Below are 16,009 nucleotides of genomic sequence, written 5' to 3'. Positions count from 1 at the left end.
TCGTGACTGCAAATCGACGCTTTTTATTTTCATTGCGCCAGCAGTCATTGTTCGATTTCACGGGTCAACGGGATGCCTGTTGATCCAGGTAGCGGCGCAGGCCAGGCCGTTCAACCAGTCTCGCCGAGCCTTTATTCCTGTGCCTGCGAGCCTGCTTTCACAATTTGTCAGGTGGTTTTATGGACAGCATCAACAGCCGCATCGCCGAGGAACTCGGTGTACGCCCACAACAGGTCGAAGCGGCCGTCGCGCTACTCGATGAAGGCTCTACCGTTCCCTTCATCGCCCGCTACCGGAAAGAAGTGACCGGCAGCCTTGATGACATCCAGTTGCGTCACCTGGAAGAGCGTCTGCGCTACCTGCGAGAACTCGACGAACGGCGCATCAGCATCCTTGCCAGCATTGAAGAGCAAGGCAAGCTGACCCCTCAACTGGAACGCGACATCAAACTCGCCGACACCAAGACCCGCCTCGAAGACTTGTACCTGCCGTACAAGCAAAAGCGCCGCACCAAGGGTCAGATCGCTTTGGAAGCCGGCCTCGGCGAACTGGCCGACAGCCTGTTCAACGACCCGACGCTGGCGCCAGAGGCTGAAGCAGCGCGGTTCATCGACGCCGAAAAAGGCGTGGCCGATGTGAAGGCCGCCCTCGAAGGCGCCAAGTACATCCTGATGGAACGCTTCGCCGAACACGCCGGCCTGCTGGACAAATTGCGCAGCTACCTCAAACAGGAAGCCATCCTCAGTGCCCGCGTGATCGCCGGCAAGGAAGAGGAAGGCTCCAAATTCCGCGATTATTTCGAACACGACGAACCGCTGAAAAGCATGCCGTCGCACCGCGCGCTGGCGATTTTCCGTGGCCGTAACGAAGGCATTCTGAGCTCCTCGCTGAAAGTCGGCGAAGAGCTGCCGGGCGCCATGCACCCGTGCGAAGGCATGATTGGTCAGCAATTCGGCATCGCCAACCAGAACCGCGCTGCCGACAAATGGCTGAGCGAAGTGGTGCGCTGGACCTGGAAGGTCAAGCTCTACACGCACCTGGAAACTGACTTGCTGGGCGAACTACGCGACGGTGCCGAAACCGAAGCGATCAACGTATTTGCACACAACCTGCACGACTTGCTGCTGTCAGCCCCGGCCGGTCCGCGAGCGACGCTGGGCCTCGACCCCGGCCTACGCACCGGTTGCAAGGTGGCGGTGGTCGACGCGACCGGTAAGCTGTTGGACCACGCCACGGTGTACCCGCACGTGCCGCACAACAAATGGGACCAAACCCTCGCCGTGCTCGCCGCCCTGTGCGCCAAGCATGCCGTGGACCTGATCGCCATCGGCAACGGTACCGCCAGCCGTGAAACCGACAAGCTGGCCGCTGAACTGATCAAAAAATACCCGGCCATGAAAATGACCAAGGTCATGGTCTCCGAGGCTGGCGCATCGGTTTACTCGGCGTCGGAACTGGCGTCCAAAGAATTCCCGGACCTGGACGTGTCGATCCGTGGCGCGGTGTCCATTGCTCGCCGCCTGCAAGATCCGCTGGCCGAGTTGGTGAAGATCGATCCAAAGTCCATCGGTGTCGGCCAGTACCAACACGACGTGTCGCAACTGAAGCTGGCGCGCGGCCTGGACGCGGTAGTCGAAGACTGCGTGAACGCCGTGGGCGTTGACGTGAATACCGCCTCCGTCGCACTGCTGGCGCGTATTTCGGGCCTCAACGCTACCCTGGCGCAGAACATCGTCAGCCACCGCGACGAGCACGGCGCATTCAAAACCCGCGCCGCGTTGAAAAAAGTCGCACGCCTGGGTGAAAAAACTTTCGAACAGGCCGCCGGTTTCCTGCGCGTCATGAACGGTGACAATCCACTGGACTCGTCCGCCGTTCACCCGGAAGCCTACCCGCTGGTGCAACGAATTGCCGCTGAAACCGACCGCGATATCCGTTCGCTGATCGGCGATGCCAGCTTCCTAAAGCGCCTCGATCCGAAGAAGTACACCGACGAAACCTTCGGTCTGCCAACCGTTACCGACATCCTGCAAGAACTGGAAAAACCTGGCCGCGACCCGCGTCCCGAGTTCAAGACCGCTGAGTTCCAGGAAGGCGTAGAAGACCTCAAGGACCTGCAACTGGGTATGGTTCTGGAAGGCGTGGTGACCAACGTGACCAACTTCGGCGCATTCGTCGACATCGGCGTGCATCAGGACGGCTTGGTGCATATCTCCGCGCTTTCGGAGAAGTTCATCAAGGATCCACGGGAAGCGGTGAAGGCCGGTGATGTGGTCAAGGTCAAGGTCATGGAAATCGACATCCCGCGCAAACGGGTTGGCCTGTCGATGCGCATGAGCGACACGCCGGGCGAGAAAATCGACGGCGCCCGTGGCGCGCGTCCAGGGTCGGCACCGCGCCAGTCGCAAAGCACCGCACCGCGCAAGGAAACCACGGCAGCGGCCCCGGCCAACCAGGCAATGGCTTCGCTGTTCGCCAACGCCAAACAACTGAAGAAACGCTAATGGACATTCCTGCCGAGCTGACCGAAAGCGCTTTTTTCAAGCGGCTGGGGTGTCGCTTGCACAGTCTGGAAACCGGGGTGGCGCACGTCGCCCTGGCGCTGGCACCGGAACTGCGCAATCGCGGCGGCAAGCTGCACGGCGGGGCCTTGTTCAGTCTGGTGGACATTGCCATGGGGCTGGCCTGCTCCAGCACCCACGGCTTTGACCAGCAGAGCGCAACCATCGAATGCAAGATCAACTACATTCGCGCTGTTTCTGACGGCGAAGTGATGTGTACGGCGCGGGTAATTCATCCGGGCCGTCGCACGCTGGTGGTCGAAGCGGAAGTGAGGCAAGGCGAAAAATTAGTCGCAAAAGCACAAGGCACGTTCGCTGTCCTGTAGATGAACGTCATCAAATTGAGTTAGTTTCGGCGCTGTGAATACGGCGTCGAACTTTTCCGTGTCTGCGATTGCCAGACTCAAGGAGTGAAGTCTGCATTTCAACGTGAGCCTGTGCGGCTCAAAAACCGGGCGAAAACGCCAGTTTCTACTTCACCCTTGTAGACCGTCCTGCCCACCCCCATATTGGGGCGACTGACGCGTGAAGGAATCCAACTTGAGCGAACTTCTCAACCGCCGCCTGGCTCTGCTTGGCGAGCGCGCTAACCTCTCTCTGCTCGAACAGTGCCTTCACGGCATCGAACGTGAATGCCTGCGCGTGACGGGCGAAGGTCGCCTGGCGCAAACGCCGCACCCAGACGAATTGGGCTCTGCGCTGACCAACGAACAAATCACCACCGACTATTCCGAGTCGCTGCTTGAATTCATAACGCCCGCCCTGCCGGACCCCGCCGACACCCTGGCGAGCCTGGACAAAATTCACCGCTTTGCCTACAGCAAACTCGGCAACGAGTACCTGTGGAGTCCGTCGATGCCGTGCCCGTTGCCGGCTGAGGAAGACATCCCGATTGCGTATTACGGCACGTCCAACATCGGTCAGCTTAAATACGTCTACCGCAAGGGTCTGGCCCTGCGTTACGGCAAGACCATGCAGTGCATTGCCGGGATTCACTACAACTTTTCCCTGCCGGAAAAGCTCTGGCCGCTGCTTAAAGAGGCTGAAGGTTTTGTCGGCACCGACCGCGACTATCAGTCATCGTCCTACATCGCGCTGATCCGCAACTTTCGTCGCTACAGCTGGCTGCTGATGTACCTGTTCGGCGCATCGCCGGCGCTGGACGCCGGTTTCCTGCGCGGCCGTTCACACCAGCTCGAACAGCTTGATCCAGACACCCTGTACCTGCCTTACGCAACCAGCCTGCGCATGAGCGACTTGGGTTACCAGAGCAACGCCCAGGCAGGACTGACGCCGTGCTACAACGATTTGGAGAGCTACACCGACAGCCTGCGCAAAGCCGTGGCCACACCGTATGCGCCATACGTCGAAGTCGGCACGCACAAGGACGGTGAGTGGGTTCAGCTCAACACCAACATCCTGCAAATCGAAAACGAGTATTACTCCAACATCCGTCCGAAACGCGTGACCTACACCGGCGAACGGCCGATTCAGGCGCTGGTGGCGCGCGGTATTCAGTACGTCGAAGTGCGCTGCCTGGACATCAATCCGTTCCTGCCGATGGGCATCGACTTGCAAGAGTCGCGTTTCCTTGATGCATTCCTGCTCTATTGCGCGCTGAACGACAGCCCACTGCTGGACTACACCACCTGCAACAACGCCACCTCGAACTTCCTCAGCGTCGTCAAGGAAGGTCGCCGTCCGGGTCTGCAACTGCAGCGCGACGGTGAAGCCGTGGAAATGAAGCAATGGGCCAGTGAGTTGCTGGAAAAAATTGCCCCCCTGTCGGCGTTGCTGGATCAGAGCCATGGCGGCGATGCTCACAGCAAAGCGCTGGATGTGCAGATGGAGAAGGTCAAGGACTCGTCCCGGACCCCGTCGGCCCAGGTGCTGGCAGCCATGGCCGAGCATAAGGAAAGCTTTGCTCAGTTCTCCCTGCGCCAGAGCCGCGTACACGCGGATTACTTCCGTAGCGAGCCGCTGAGTGTTGAAGATCAGGCGAAGTTTGAAGCGCGGGCGCGTTCTTCGCTGGCGGAACAGGCGGAGTTGGAGCAGAACGAAGTCGGCGATTTCGATGTGTTTGTCGGGTCGTATCAGGCGAGCATTCTGGCAATCAGCAATTAACCTCTGAAGGTCCTGCGGACCTTTTCGCGGGCAACCTTTTGTAGGGGGCAGATCGTTCCCACGCGCTGCGTGGGAATGCCTCAAAGGACGCTCTGCGTCGAGTGACGCGGAGCTTCACGGGCTGCATTCCTAAACAGAGTGAGGGGTCGATCAGTGCGCTTGCTTAGAATTTTCCGCTCATAAGCTCATTCGAAAAAGTTATTTATTTTCGAATTCTTAGATCATTTAGTCTCCTTTCACGCCGACGCTCGGTCGCGGACAAGGAGCTTCCCCTCATGACACTGCATTTCCCCCTTCGCCTCCTGGCGGTCGTATCGTTGGCGGCGGCGAGCTTCTTTGCCCAGGCAGCCGACTTCACCGTCGCCTACCAGACCACCGTAGACCCGGCCAAAGTCGCCCAGGCTGACGGCGCCTACGAACAAGCCACCCACGCCAAGATCGACTGGCGCAAATTCGATAACGGTGCCGACATCATCGCCGCCATCGCCTCCGGCGATGTGCAGATCGGCTACCTCGGTTCCAGCCCCTTGACCGCTGCAATTACCCGCAAAGTCCCGGTGGAAACCTTCCTCATCGCGACCCAGATCGGCGCTGCTGAAGCGCTGGTCGTGCGTGATGGCTCCGGAATCAAAACCCCGCAGGACCTGATCGGCAAGAAAATCGCCGTGCCGTTCGTTTCCACCGGCCACTACAGCCTGCTCGCCGCGCTGAAGCACTGGAACATCGATCCGTCGAAAGTGACCGTCCTCAACCTCGCGCCACCGGCAATCGTCGCCGCCTGGAAACGCGGTGACATCGACGCGACCTACGTGTGGGATCCAGCCCTTGGCGTGGCCAAGGAAAACGGCAAAGTTTTGATCACCTCCGGCGAGCTGGCCAAATTCGGCGCACCGACCTTCGATGCCTGGATCGTGCGTAAAGACTTCGCCCAGAAGCACCCCGAAATCGTCACCGCGTTCGCCAAAGTCACCCTCGACGCCTACACCAACTACCGCAAGGATCCGCAAGCCTGGCTCGCCAACCAATCCAACATCGACAAACTGGTGAAGCTCTCCGGCGCCAAAGCCAGCGATATTCCGCTGCTGCTGCAAGGCAACGTCTATCCACTGGCAGCTGATCAAGTAATCACCCTCGGCGCACCCACCACCAAAGCCATCACCGACACCGCTGCGTTCCTGAAAGAACAAGGCAAAGTCGAAGCCGTACTGCCGGACTACGCACCCTACGTCAGCGCTCAATACATCACCCACTGATCGGGAGTTAACCGCAATGGCTTTGCTACAGCTGGAGCGCATCAGCGCACAGTACCCCGGCAGCCCGGAACCGGTGCTGGCGGATATCTCGCTGAGCCTGGGGCCACGGCAATTGCTGGTAGCCCTCGGCCCCTCCGGCAGTGGCAAGACGTCGCTGTTGAACCTGATTGCCGGTTTCGTCGAGCCCAGCGCCGGGCGCATTACCCTTGACGGCGTGCCGGTCAAAGGCCCGAGTGCCGAGCGCGGCGTGGTGTTCCAGGACGACGCCTTGCTGCCGTGGCAGGACGTGCTGGCCAACGTTGGTTTTGGTCTTGAACTGGCAGGGGTTCCTCGGGGCAAACGCGAGATCCGCGCCAGGGAAATGCTCGCACTGGTGGACCTCGACGGCTTTGACACGCGTCGCATCTGGCAGCTCTCGGGCGGCCAGAAACAGCGTGTCGGGCTGGCCCGTGCGCTCGCCGCAGACCCGCGCGTGCTGCTGATGGACGAACCCTTCGGCGCCCTCGATGCCTTCACCCGTGAACAGATGCAGGAGCTGCTGCTGCAAGTCTGGCAGCGCACCGCCAAACCGGTGTTCCTGATTACCCACGACATTGAAGAGGCGGTGTTCCTCGCCACCGACCTGATCCTGCTGGCCCCTCATCCAGGGCAAATTGTCGAGCGCCTGAGCCTGGACTTCGGCCAGCGTTACGCTACCGGCGAGTCGGCACGCGCGATCAAATCCGACCCACGCTTTATCGAAACCCGTGAACACGTGCTCGCCAAAGTATTCTCGCAACGCAGCGCCGCCCAGCGCCAGGAGCGCGTATGAGCAGCTATGAAATTCCAGCCGTGGCAGTGAAACCTGCGCCTGCAAAGCCGTCAAAACGTAGCGTCAGTACACGTTGGATCAGCTTGCTGACTCTGTTGACGCTCGTCTCCATTTGGTGGGCTGTCACCGCCACGGGGCTGATCGAACCGCTGTTCCTACCGCCACCTTCCGCCGTACTGCAAAAAGGTTGGCTGCTGGCGACCACTGGCTACATGGATTCGACCTTGTGGCAGCACTTGGGCGCGAGTCTGAGCCGTATCGGTCTGGGCCTCGGTTTTGCGGTGTTGACCGCCGTCCCAGTCGGCATTGCTATCGGCCATAACCGCATCGCTCGCGGCATTCTCGATCCGCTGATCGAGTTCTACCGCCCTATTCCGCCGCTGGCGTACCTGCCGCTGATTGTGATCTGGTGCGGCATCGGTGAGCTGTCGAAAGTCCTGCTGATCTACCTGGCGATTTTCGCCCCAATTGCCATCGCCACCGCCACCGGTGTGCGCACGGTCGATCCCGCCAAATTGCGCGCGGCGCAGTCTCTGGGCGCGACGCGGGCGCAGCTGATCCGCCATGTGATTTTGCCGAGCGCGTTGCCGGACATCTTGACCGGCGTGCGCATCGGCCTGGGCGTGGGTTGGTCGACGCTGGTTGCCGCCGAATTAATCGCCGCCACCAGCGGCCTCGGTTTCATGGTGCAGTCGGCTGCGCAATTCCTGGTCACCGATGTGGTGGTGCTGGGGATTTTGGTCATCGCGCTAATCGCCTTCGCCATGGAAATGGGCCTGCGCGCCCTGCAACGCAAACTGGTGCCGTGGCATGGTCAGGCAAACTAATTGTTCATGCGTGAGCCCCGCGAACTGAAGAGAATCACCATGAGCCAACTGAGCATAGTCCCCCTAAGCTGCGCCCTCGGCGCGCACATCAGCGGCATCGACATCAGCCAACCGCTGAACATGGAACAACGCAACGCCGTCGAACAGGCGCTGCTCGAACATCAAGTGCTGTTCTTTCGCGATCAACCGATAACGCCGCAGCAACAGGCGCGCTTCGCCGCCTATTTCGGCGACCTGCACATTCACCCGATCTATCCGAACGTGCCCGAGCAGCCCGAAGTGCTGGTGCTCGATACCGCCGTGACCGACGTGCGCGACAACGCGATCTGGCACACCGACGTGACCTTCCTGCCCACCCCGGCCATGGGCGCGGTGCTCAGCGCCAAGTTACTCCCGCCGTTCGGCGGCGACACCTTGTGGGCCAGCGGCATAGCGGCTTATGCGGCGCTGTCGGCACCGATGAAAAACTTGCTCGAAGGGTTGACCGCTACGCACGACTTCATCCGTTCGTTCCCGCTGGAGCGCTATGGCAACACACCCGAAGCGTTGGCACAGTGGGAAGAAGCACGGCGCAAGAATCCGCCGCTGTCGCACCCGGTAATCCGCACGCATCCGGTGAGCGGGCGTCGGGCGCTGTTCGTCAATGAAGGGTTCACGTCGAAGATCAATGAGCTGTCGGAGACCGAAAGCGAGACGATTTTGAGGTTTCTCTTCGCGCATACCACACGGCCGGACTTCACGATTCGCTGGCGTTGGCAGAAGGATGACGTGGCATTTTGGGATAACCGCGTAACCCAGCATTACGCGGTGGATGACTACCGTCCGGCACGGCGAGTGATGCAGCGGGCGACGGTGCTGGGGGATGTGCCGTTTTTCAGATGAACCGATCGTCCCCACGCGGAGTGGGAACGATCAGAACGCGCTTACTCCGCCGTCGAAGGCTTCTCCCAAAGGTTGATACCGCCCTCTTGGGCAAACCGATCAATTTCTGCCAATTCTTCAGCGCTAAAGGTCAAATTCTTCAACGCCCCGACGTTCTCGATGATCTGCTCCGGCCGGCTCGCGCCGATCAGTGCCGAGGTCACGCGCGGATCACGCAGGGTCCAGGCCAACGCCAGTTGCGCCAGGCTCTGGCCGCGACGTTTGGCGATTTCGTTAAGCCCGCGCACATGCGCGATGTTGGCGTCGGACAAGTGCGAGGACTGCAATGAGCCGCCACCCGGACGGTTAACGCGCGCGTCTTTCGGAATGCCGTTGAGGTATTTGTCGGTTAACAGGCCCTGAGCCAGCGGTGTGAAGGCAATCACTCCGGTGCCCAGTTCGTCGGTAACGTCCAGCAGATCCTTTTCGACCCATCGGTTGAGCAGGTTGTAGGCTGGCTGGTGAATCAGCAGCGGCACTTTCCACTCTTTCAACAACGCGGCCATCTCGCGGGTTTTTACCCCGGAGTAGGACGAAATACCGATGTACAAAGCCTTGCCCTGCTGCACAGCGGTGGCCAGAGCGCTGGCTGTTTCTTCCAACGGGGTGTCGGGGTCGAAACGGTGGGAGTAAAAAATGTCCACGTAGTCCAGGCCCAGGCGTTGCAGGCTCTGGTCGAGGCTGGCCAGTACGTATTTGCGCGAACCGCCGCCCTGGCCGTAAGGGCCTGGCCACATGTCCCAGCCGGCCTTGCTGGAGATGATCAACTCGTCGCGGTACTGCTTGAAGTCTTCACGCAGCAAGCGACCGAAGTTGATCTCGGCGCTGCCATACGGCGGGCCGTAGTTGTTGGCCAGGTCGAAGTGATTGATGCCGAGGTCGAACGCAGTACGCAGCAACGAGCGCTGGGTATCGATCGGCGTGCTGTCGCCAAAGTTGTGCCACAGGCCCAACGAAAGCGCGGGCAGCACCAACCCGCTGCGACCAACACGGCGGTAGGGAATGGAGTTGTAGCGGTTTTCGGCAGCGGTGTAAGTCATCGAATCCTCTCTTGTTTGTTTTGAAATGGTGTCGACGTCTTCGCGAGCCTGCTCGCGAATGGCATTACATCAATCGATTACTCGGCCGCGCCAGGCCAAGGTTCTGGCGCAACGTTCGACCTTCATACTCTGTTCTGAACAGTCCGCGTCGCTGCAGTTCCGGGACCACACCGTTGGCGAAGTCTTCCAGGCCACCCGGCAGGTGCGGCACCAGCACATTAAAACCATCCGCCGCGCCCTGCTCGAACCACGCCTGTAATTGGTCGGCAATCTGCACCGGCGTTCCCACCAGGCTGTAATGACCCCGACCACCGGCAACCTTGCGACCCAGTTCGGCGAGGCTGAGGTTCTCTTGACCCGCCAGCTCCGTCAGCAGTTTCTGACGACTTTGCTGACCGCTTTCTGTCAGCGGCAACGCCGGCAGCGGTCCGCCCAGCGGGTACTTCGACAAATCGAAGTTGCCCAGCATACGCCCAAGCAATGCCACGCCAACCTGTGGTTCGACTAATTGCTGAAACGTTTCATATTTTTCCTGTGCTTCGCTTTCCGTCCGCCCGACCACCACAAAAACGCCGGGCATGATTTTCAGCGAATCGGCGCCGCGACCGTACCGACTCAGGCGACCTTTGAGGTCGGCATAGAAAGCCTGGGCATTGGCCAGCGATGTCTGAGCAGTGAACACCACCTCGGCGGTTTCTGCCGCCAGCTCCCGACCAATCTCGGAAGAACCGGCCTGCACAATCACCGGCTGGCCCTGGGGTGAGCGCGCGACATTCAGCGGTCCTTTGACGCGGAAGTGTTCGCCGACATGATCCAGCACGTGTACTTTTTCCGGGTGGTAGTACGTACCGCTGGCTTTGTCGCGTACAAAGGCGTCGTCTGCCCAACTGTCCCACAACCCCGTGACCACCTGATGAAACTCCCGCGCCCGGCTATAGCGCTCAGCATGGCCAATATGCTGGTCGCGGCCGAAATTTTGCGCTTCGGCGGCGTTGTCGGAAGTCACCAGATTCCACCCCGCGCGCCCCCCTGAAAGATGGTCTAACGAAGCGAATTTTCGTGCCACATGGTACGGCTCGTTATAGCTGGTGGTGGCCGTGGCGATCAGCCCGATACGTTCTGTCACAGCGCTCAATGCCGACAGCAACGTCAGGGGTTCAAAGTGGTCTGAGCGCGCCATGCGGCTCGCACTCTCACCAATCGGCGCCGCCACGCTGTCGGCGACGAACAACGCATCAAACTTCGCCGCCTCGGCAATCTGTGCCAGTCGCTTGTAGTGGGCGAAATCGAGTCCAGCGTTCGCTGGCACGTCGGGATGACGCCAAGCAGCAACGTGGTGCCCGGTGGCCATCAGGAAAGCCCCCAGTTTCAGTTGACGGGTCATGCTCAGAAGTCCTTGCGCAGTTGCACGCCGAAGTAGCGCTCGTCGTCTCGCGGCACGGCGCGGTAGATGTAATTACCGCCGCTGGCCAGGAGCGGTGAGTAGGACTTGTCGGCGAGGTTTTTGCCCAGCAACGCCACGCGCCAACCATTGCTGTAGTCGGCCAGGGCAACGCTGGCATTCCAGATGCCGTAGGCACCTTGTTTAGTGTCAGCGTTCTGGCTGATGTCGTACTGCACTTCGCTCTGCCAGCTGTAGTCGGTGCCCAGCTCGATATCCAGACCGTTATCCAGCGCGATTGTGTAGTCAGCGCGCACATAGCTTTTCCAGTCCGGGCTGAAGGGCAGCGGCTTGCCATTGACGTTGCACGCCGCCGCCGCGCCTGCGGGGCAAGCGAACTCATCGATGCGCGCGCGGGTGTAGGCCAGGGCGCCGGAGAACTTCAGTTGCTGGGTGGCTTGCAAGGCGTAATCGAGCTCTATGCCTTCGGTGCTGACGCTGCCGGCGTTGATCAGACGCGTCACTACTTGCCCGGCGACGGTGTCAAAAAAGTTCGCTTGATAGTTGTCGTAAGCGCTGTGGAACACCGCGAGGTTGGTGGTCAGGCGATGGTTCCATGAAGTGGCTTTGATCCCGGCTTCCCAAGTGTTGGAGGTTTCCGGTTTCAGCGCCTCGGTGTCCCTGGGCTGCATGTTGAAGAACACGTTATAGGCCGGGCCTTTGTAGCCGCGCGAATAAGTCAGGTAGGTGGTCACCGCGTCGCTCAGGTCGTACTGCACGCCCAGTCTCCCAGACCAGCCGTCCTCGTCCACCGACCCGGAACTGCTGGTGTCCGGCTGAATGCCGCTGACGGTGGTGGCCGACGTAGAGACCCGGCGGTGATCATATTCCAGGTCGTCGTGGGTCCAGCGCAGGCCGGCAATACCACGAAAGTCCGACGTGAAATTGAGCGTGCTTTCGCCGAACACTGCGTAACTGTCGCTGGTGGTGCTGTAATCGGCAACGCCCCGGTTGAGGCTGGTGGGCGTGGTCAACGTGCGCTGATACGTCTCGTCATCCTTGCCGTGCATGTAGAACAGGCCCCCCACGTATTCGAGGAACTCACCCTTCGGCGAGGCCAGACGTAACTCTTGCGAATACTGATCAAATGCCAGAGCGCCCTTGTCAGCCGTACCGGGGAACGCGGCGGTCACGGTGCCGAGGCGGTCACCGTCCTGATACTGAGTGTTGTCCCAACCGCGCCACGCAGTGATCGAGGTCAGGGTGTAGTCACCGAGGTTCCAGTCGAGCTGAGCCGACAGGCCTTTGTTGATGTCATCGACGTGGCTGCGAGTGTCGGTATTGATATCGCGGTTGTCGCTGGAGGCCCGTACCGGGTTCAGGGCCGTGGCAAACGCCGGGGTCAGAGACTGGCTGACCACACCATTGGGCGCGTCATCGTGGGACTGCATATAGTCGGCAATCAGGGTGAGTTTGAGGTCGTCGCTGGGGGTGAACTCCAGTTTGCCGCGCACGCCTTTGTGGTTGTAACCGTTAACCTCCTGATCGTTGTGCTGGTTATCGACGTTACCGTCGTAGCTGCCAAACAGGGTGGTCATCGAACCCTTCAACGTGCCGGGAATCAAACTTCCTCCGAGGCCGAACCGGGTGCGACTTTCATTGCCGCTGTAGTACGACTGATCGATGTAGCCGTGGGTCTCGCTGGTCGGCGCTTTGCTGGTGATGTTGAGCACCCCGGCCGAAGCGTTTTTGCCGAACAGCGTGCCTTGCGGCCCGCGCAGGACTTCGATGCGCTCCAAGTCCAGCAGATCAAGGGTCGCCTGTCCCGGACGGGCGTAGACCACGCCGTCGATCACCGTGGCCACGGTGGGCTCGACGCCGGGCGAGGTAGAGATCGTCCCCACGCCCCGAACGAACAGCGAGGTGTCTTTGTTCGACGCGCCAGTGCGGAAATTCAGCGACGGTACTTGCTGGACAAGGCTCGCGACGCCGTTGCGGTTGTCGCGCTCAAGCTGCTCGCCCTCAATCACCGACACCGCCACCGGGACTTTTTGCAGCGACTCCTCACGACGGGTGGCGGTGACCGTGACCGGTTTGAGTGTGGGCTCCTGCTCCACGCTGTCGGTGGCGAACGCTTGCGGCAACGACAACGCCGCCAGTGCGGCCAGACACCAGCCCAGAGGCGGCTTATGTCGAAATGTGGTGGCGCGAATCGATTGCGCCAGTGGGTGTGGATCCCCAGGAATGTTGTGCATGGTCTGCCCGCTCGAAAAATTGCCCTGAACCGCTGCCCTTCTGCGGGGACAGCGCCTGTGAATATGTCTTGGGCATTCGCTCGAGCGAGTAGCAGACAGCGCGCTTTGTTAGCGCTAACATCGCCAGTATCAACAAGCCGCGCATAGACCGTCCAATACTGAAAAATTACTTTTATATGCGTTTTAGTTTTTAAGAGGGATTTCCCGTTGAGTGCAGACAAGCCCCGCAAACGCCGTGGCGCCGGCCGTGTGACCCTCAATACCGTGGCCCGCCACGCCGGTGTCTCGGCGATTACCGTATCGCGCTACTTCAACCAACCGGAGCACGTCTCGCTGGAACGACGCGAACGCATCGCGGCGGTGGTGGCCGCGTTGGGTTATGTGCCAAACCTGGTGGCCGGTGGTCTGGCGTCAGCCCGCGGCAAAATTGTCGGCATGGTTATCCCGAACATCTCCGGCCCCATCTTCGCCAACACCCTCCAGGGCTTCAGCGACACCCTCAGCCGCCACGGTTATCAACTGTTGCTGGCGTCGAGTTACTTCAGCGTCGAACAGGAAGAAAGCGCGGTGCGCGCGTTCCTCGGCTGGTCACCGGCAGCGCTGGTGCTAACCAGCCACTTCCACAGTGCCGGCACCGAAAAACTGATTGCCGACACCGACATCCCCGTGATCGAAACCTGGGATTACCAACCCGAACGCGAGCCCGTGCAGATCGGCTTTTCGCACTATGAAGTGGGCGTTAGTGCTGCCCGGTATTTGCATCGCAAAGGCTATCGGCGAATCGCCTTTGTGCAAAACAGCGCAGTCGGGGATTTCAGTGCGCTGGAGCGCCGTGACGGCTATGCGGCCACGGTTCGCGAGTGGGGACTGGAACCGTGGGTGTTCGCTCCGGATGCGGATCGTGCGCCGTTCGACGCCGGGAAGCAGGCCATGGAGGCGCTGATGAAGGCCTCGCCGCCGCCCGACGCCATCATCTTCGCCAACGACAACCTCGCCGCCGGCGGGCTACTCGCCGGGCAACGCGCCGGGCTGAAAATCCCCGAAGACTGCGCCGTCCTCGGCTTTGGCGATTACCCGTTTGCCGAAATGCTGCTGCCGAGCTTAAGCACCATCAAGCCGCCCGCGCTGGAAATCGGCGTGCTGGCAGCGACGCGGGTGCTGGAGAGTCTGGGGGTGTTGCCGGTGGCGCACGAGGTGCAGCGATTGAACCTGCTGGAGTGCCGAGTGATCGAACGCGAGAGCGCCTGACGGATTTTTCAGGCCATGATCGTTCCCACGCAGAGCGTGGGAACGATCATTTGGGACGCGGCTCACACCGCCCCCGCAAACACTTCCCCCAACCAATCCACAAACACCCGAACCCGTGGCGACAGGTGTCGGTTGTGCGGGTACAGCACGGAAACCGGCATCGTTGGCGGCGGTGTGTCGGTCAGGATTTCCTGCACCAGCCCTTGGGCAATCAGCGCTTCCATCCGGTAATGCGGGCACTGGATGATGCCAAGTCCGGCAATCGCCGAGGCCGCATAAATTTCCGCGCCGAACACTGAAAGCGCGCTGTCGATGACCACTTCCTTCAGTTCGCCATCGACCCTAAATTCAAACGGAAACGGCCTGGCGGTGGTGCGTGATACGCAGTTATCTGATCACGCACGCGAGTCGTTGGTGCCAGTCCCTTTACAAGCCGTTTAATGTTGTCTTGATTGAATTGCCTGCTCAGTTCTGAGTCATTTCCAACCTCAACCCAAAACGCCTTCCTGAACGCATCAAAGCTTGAGAACTCGCGCCCTCTGAGCTGGTCGGCAATTCGCGTTGGGATTGGGGAACCCAGCCCAATACCTGCCCCAGCGAGCCAAATCCCCGTCACGTCTTGACCCACGCCTGTGACCACGCCCGGCGCACCACGCACATTGAGCGAGATGTAGACCGGCAGGATTTGCGGCTGACTCGGAAACCAGATAATGGCGTCCCGGAAGTCCGGTGGATTTGCCGGATGCTCATAGCGTTACAGCGATACGCGACATCACTGAGTACCGCCTCTTGGGTTTTACAACAACGAACGGCTGCACTCGAAACTGGGATATCTGCCACCGACCGTTTACGAGCGGGCGATGGCGTCAAAATCCCCTATCGAGGTATCCGAAATTAGTTGATCACTACACTCCTGAACGATCGATCAGAAGCGAGGCTTAAAGCCCGGTAGGCCATTGGCTTCGCGCCATTTTTTCACAGTTTCGGTGATGCCTTCGTTTGAATTATCTGCACCGTCTTCAGGGTAGTAGATTAGGTCACTGCCATCAGGGTGGCCTGTGAGCTGCCTGAATTGCTCCAAAAGTTCGCCCAGCACTTCGTCTGATGCGCTCTTGTTTGCCCCACGTATTTCCTGCATGAAGCGAATGAACTCAGCTTCGGTGTACTCCGAGATACTTTTTTTCATAGATCTATTGTTTCCGGTGATTGGCTATGTGGTTTTGGGGAGTATTAGCCCTGAGATTATCCACGTCATATACGGCTCCGCCGTCAGCAATACGCTCAACGTGATGCAGTTCAAACGTACTTCTTTTCCCTACAGTATCTTTATCCCGAGCAGTTGGTGCATAGCCTGTCTGTATACGGTCTAAGTTGTCTTCATTGAATTGCCGACTCAATTCAGGGTCGCCTGCTACTGCTTTCCAAAACGCCTTCCTGAACGCATCAAAGCTTGAGAACTCGCGCCCTCTGAGCTGGTCGGCAATTCGCGTTGGGATTGGGGAACCCAGCCCAATACCTGCCCCAGCGAGCCAAATCCCCGTCACGTCTTGACCCACGCCTGTGACCACGCCCGGCGCACCACGCACAT

14 protein-coding genes and 1 pseudogene are annotated in these 16,009 nt (G+C 60.0%); 8 read left to right on the top strand and 7 right to left on the bottom strand.

Annotation, left to right across the window (positions count from 1 at the left end; all coding sequences use genetic code 11):
* Positions 1-179 precede the first annotated feature (179 nt).
* The 7 genes from RHM68_RS00690 (at position 180) to tauD (ending at position 8,458) form a co-directional block, all read left to right on the top strand.
* Positions 180-2,504, top strand: coding sequence for a Tex family protein (locus RHM68_RS00690; RefSeq protein ID WP_322220047.1), 2,325 nt, complete (start codon positions 180-182; stop codon positions 2,502-2,504).
* The gene (locus RHM68_RS00685; RefSeq protein ID WP_322220046.1) at positions 2,504-2,887 is read left to right on the top strand and encodes a PaaI family thioesterase; all 384 of its coding nucleotides are present in this window, start codon (positions 2,504-2,506) and stop codon (positions 2,885-2,887) included. Before RHM68_RS00690 ends, RHM68_RS00685 begins: the two co-directional genes overlap by 1 nt.
* 214 nt (positions 2,888-3,101) lie before the next feature.
* Complete coding sequence (gene gshA, locus RHM68_RS00680; protein ID WP_322220045.1) at positions 3,102-4,685, top strand: glutamate--cysteine ligase; 1,584 nt, start codon at positions 3,102-3,104, stop codon at positions 4,683-4,685.
* 275 nt (positions 4,686-4,960) lie between these two features.
* A complete protein-coding gene (tauA, locus tag RHM68_RS00675) occupies positions 4,961-5,938 on the top strand; it encodes a taurine ABC transporter substrate-binding protein (RefSeq protein WP_322220044.1) in 978 nt (325 codons plus the stop codon).
* A 16-nt stretch (positions 5,939-5,954) separates the two neighbouring features.
* Positions 5,955-6,749, top strand: a complete 795-nt coding sequence (gene tauB, locus RHM68_RS00670) for a taurine ABC transporter ATP-binding subunit (RefSeq protein ID WP_322220043.1) — start codon at positions 5,955-5,957, stop codon at positions 6,747-6,749.
* Positions 6,746-7,576 carry a taurine ABC transporter permease TauC gene (gene tauC, locus RHM68_RS00665; RefSeq protein WP_322220042.1) on the top strand — a complete coding sequence of 277 codons (831 nt, stop codon included), beginning with the start codon at positions 6,746-6,748 and terminating at the stop codon, positions 7,574-7,576. Before tauB ends, tauC begins: the two co-directional genes overlap by 4 nt.
* A 39-nt stretch (positions 7,577-7,615) precedes the next feature.
* Positions 7,616-8,458: a taurine dioxygenase gene (gene tauD, locus RHM68_RS00660; protein WP_322220041.1), complete on the top strand. Its 843-nt coding sequence runs from the start codon at positions 7,616-7,618 to the stop codon at positions 8,456-8,458.
* 41 nt (positions 8,459-8,499) lie between these two features.
* Here tauD and mgrA read toward each other — a convergent pair whose 3' ends face one another.
* From mgrA to RHM68_RS00645, 3 genes are all read right to left on the bottom strand, one after another.
* Entirely contained in the window at positions 8,500-9,537 is a 1,038-nt protein-coding gene (mgrA, locus tag RHM68_RS00655; protein ID WP_322220040.1) for an L-glyceraldehyde 3-phosphate reductase, read from the bottom strand.
* Positions 9,538-9,601: 64 nt separating this feature from the next.
* The gene (locus RHM68_RS00650; protein ID WP_322220039.1) at positions 9,602-10,921 is read right to left on the bottom strand and encodes an LLM class flavin-dependent oxidoreductase; all 1,320 of its coding nucleotides are present in this window, start codon (positions 10,919-10,921) and stop codon (positions 9,602-9,604) included.
* 2 nt (positions 10,922-10,923) lie between these two features.
* Entirely contained in the window at positions 10,924-13,173 is a 2,250-nt protein-coding gene (locus RHM68_RS00645; protein WP_322220038.1) for a TonB-dependent receptor, read from the bottom strand.
* Between the two features lie 207 nt (positions 13,174-13,380).
* On the opposite strand from RHM68_RS00645, the gene RHM68_RS00640 reads away from it, so the two are divergent.
* Positions 13,381-14,421: a LacI family DNA-binding transcriptional regulator gene (locus RHM68_RS00640; protein WP_322220037.1), complete on the top strand. Its 1,041-nt coding sequence runs from the start codon at positions 13,381-13,383 to the stop codon at positions 14,419-14,421.
* A gap of 62 nt (positions 14,422-14,483) precedes the next feature.
* Here the strand turns inward: RHM68_RS00640 and RHM68_RS00635 are convergent.
* The 4 genes and pseudogenes from RHM68_RS00635 to RHM68_RS26575 all read right to left on the bottom strand — a co-directional run.
* Positions 14,484-14,810 (bottom strand): annotated as a pseudogene (locus RHM68_RS00635) (LysR substrate-binding domain-containing protein); the annotation flags it as partial.
* Entirely contained in the window at positions 14,747-15,037 is a 291-nt protein-coding gene (locus RHM68_RS26580; protein ID WP_323561188.1) for a hypothetical protein, read from the bottom strand. The pseudogene RHM68_RS00635 and the gene RHM68_RS26580, both read right to left, overlap by 64 nt.
* Before the next feature lie 309 nt (positions 15,038-15,346).
* Complete coding sequence (locus RHM68_RS00630; protein ID WP_322220036.1) at positions 15,347-15,607, bottom strand: bacteriocin immunity protein; 261 nt, start codon at positions 15,605-15,607, stop codon at positions 15,347-15,349.
* A gap of 4 nt (positions 15,608-15,611) precedes the next feature.
* On the bottom strand, positions 15,612-15,989 hold the full coding sequence (locus RHM68_RS26575) for a hypothetical protein (RefSeq protein ID WP_323567360.1): 378 nt from the start codon (positions 15,987-15,989) through the stop codon (positions 15,612-15,614).
* Positions 15,990-16,009: the final 20 nt, after the last annotated feature.

It is taken from the genome of Pseudomonas sp. DC1.2 (assembly GCF_034351645.1).
In the GTDB taxonomy this organism is placed as follows: Bacteria; Pseudomonadota; Gammaproteobacteria; order Pseudomonadales; family Pseudomonadaceae; genus Aquipseudomonas.
This window is presented reverse-complemented; position numbering and strand designations above follow the sequence as displayed.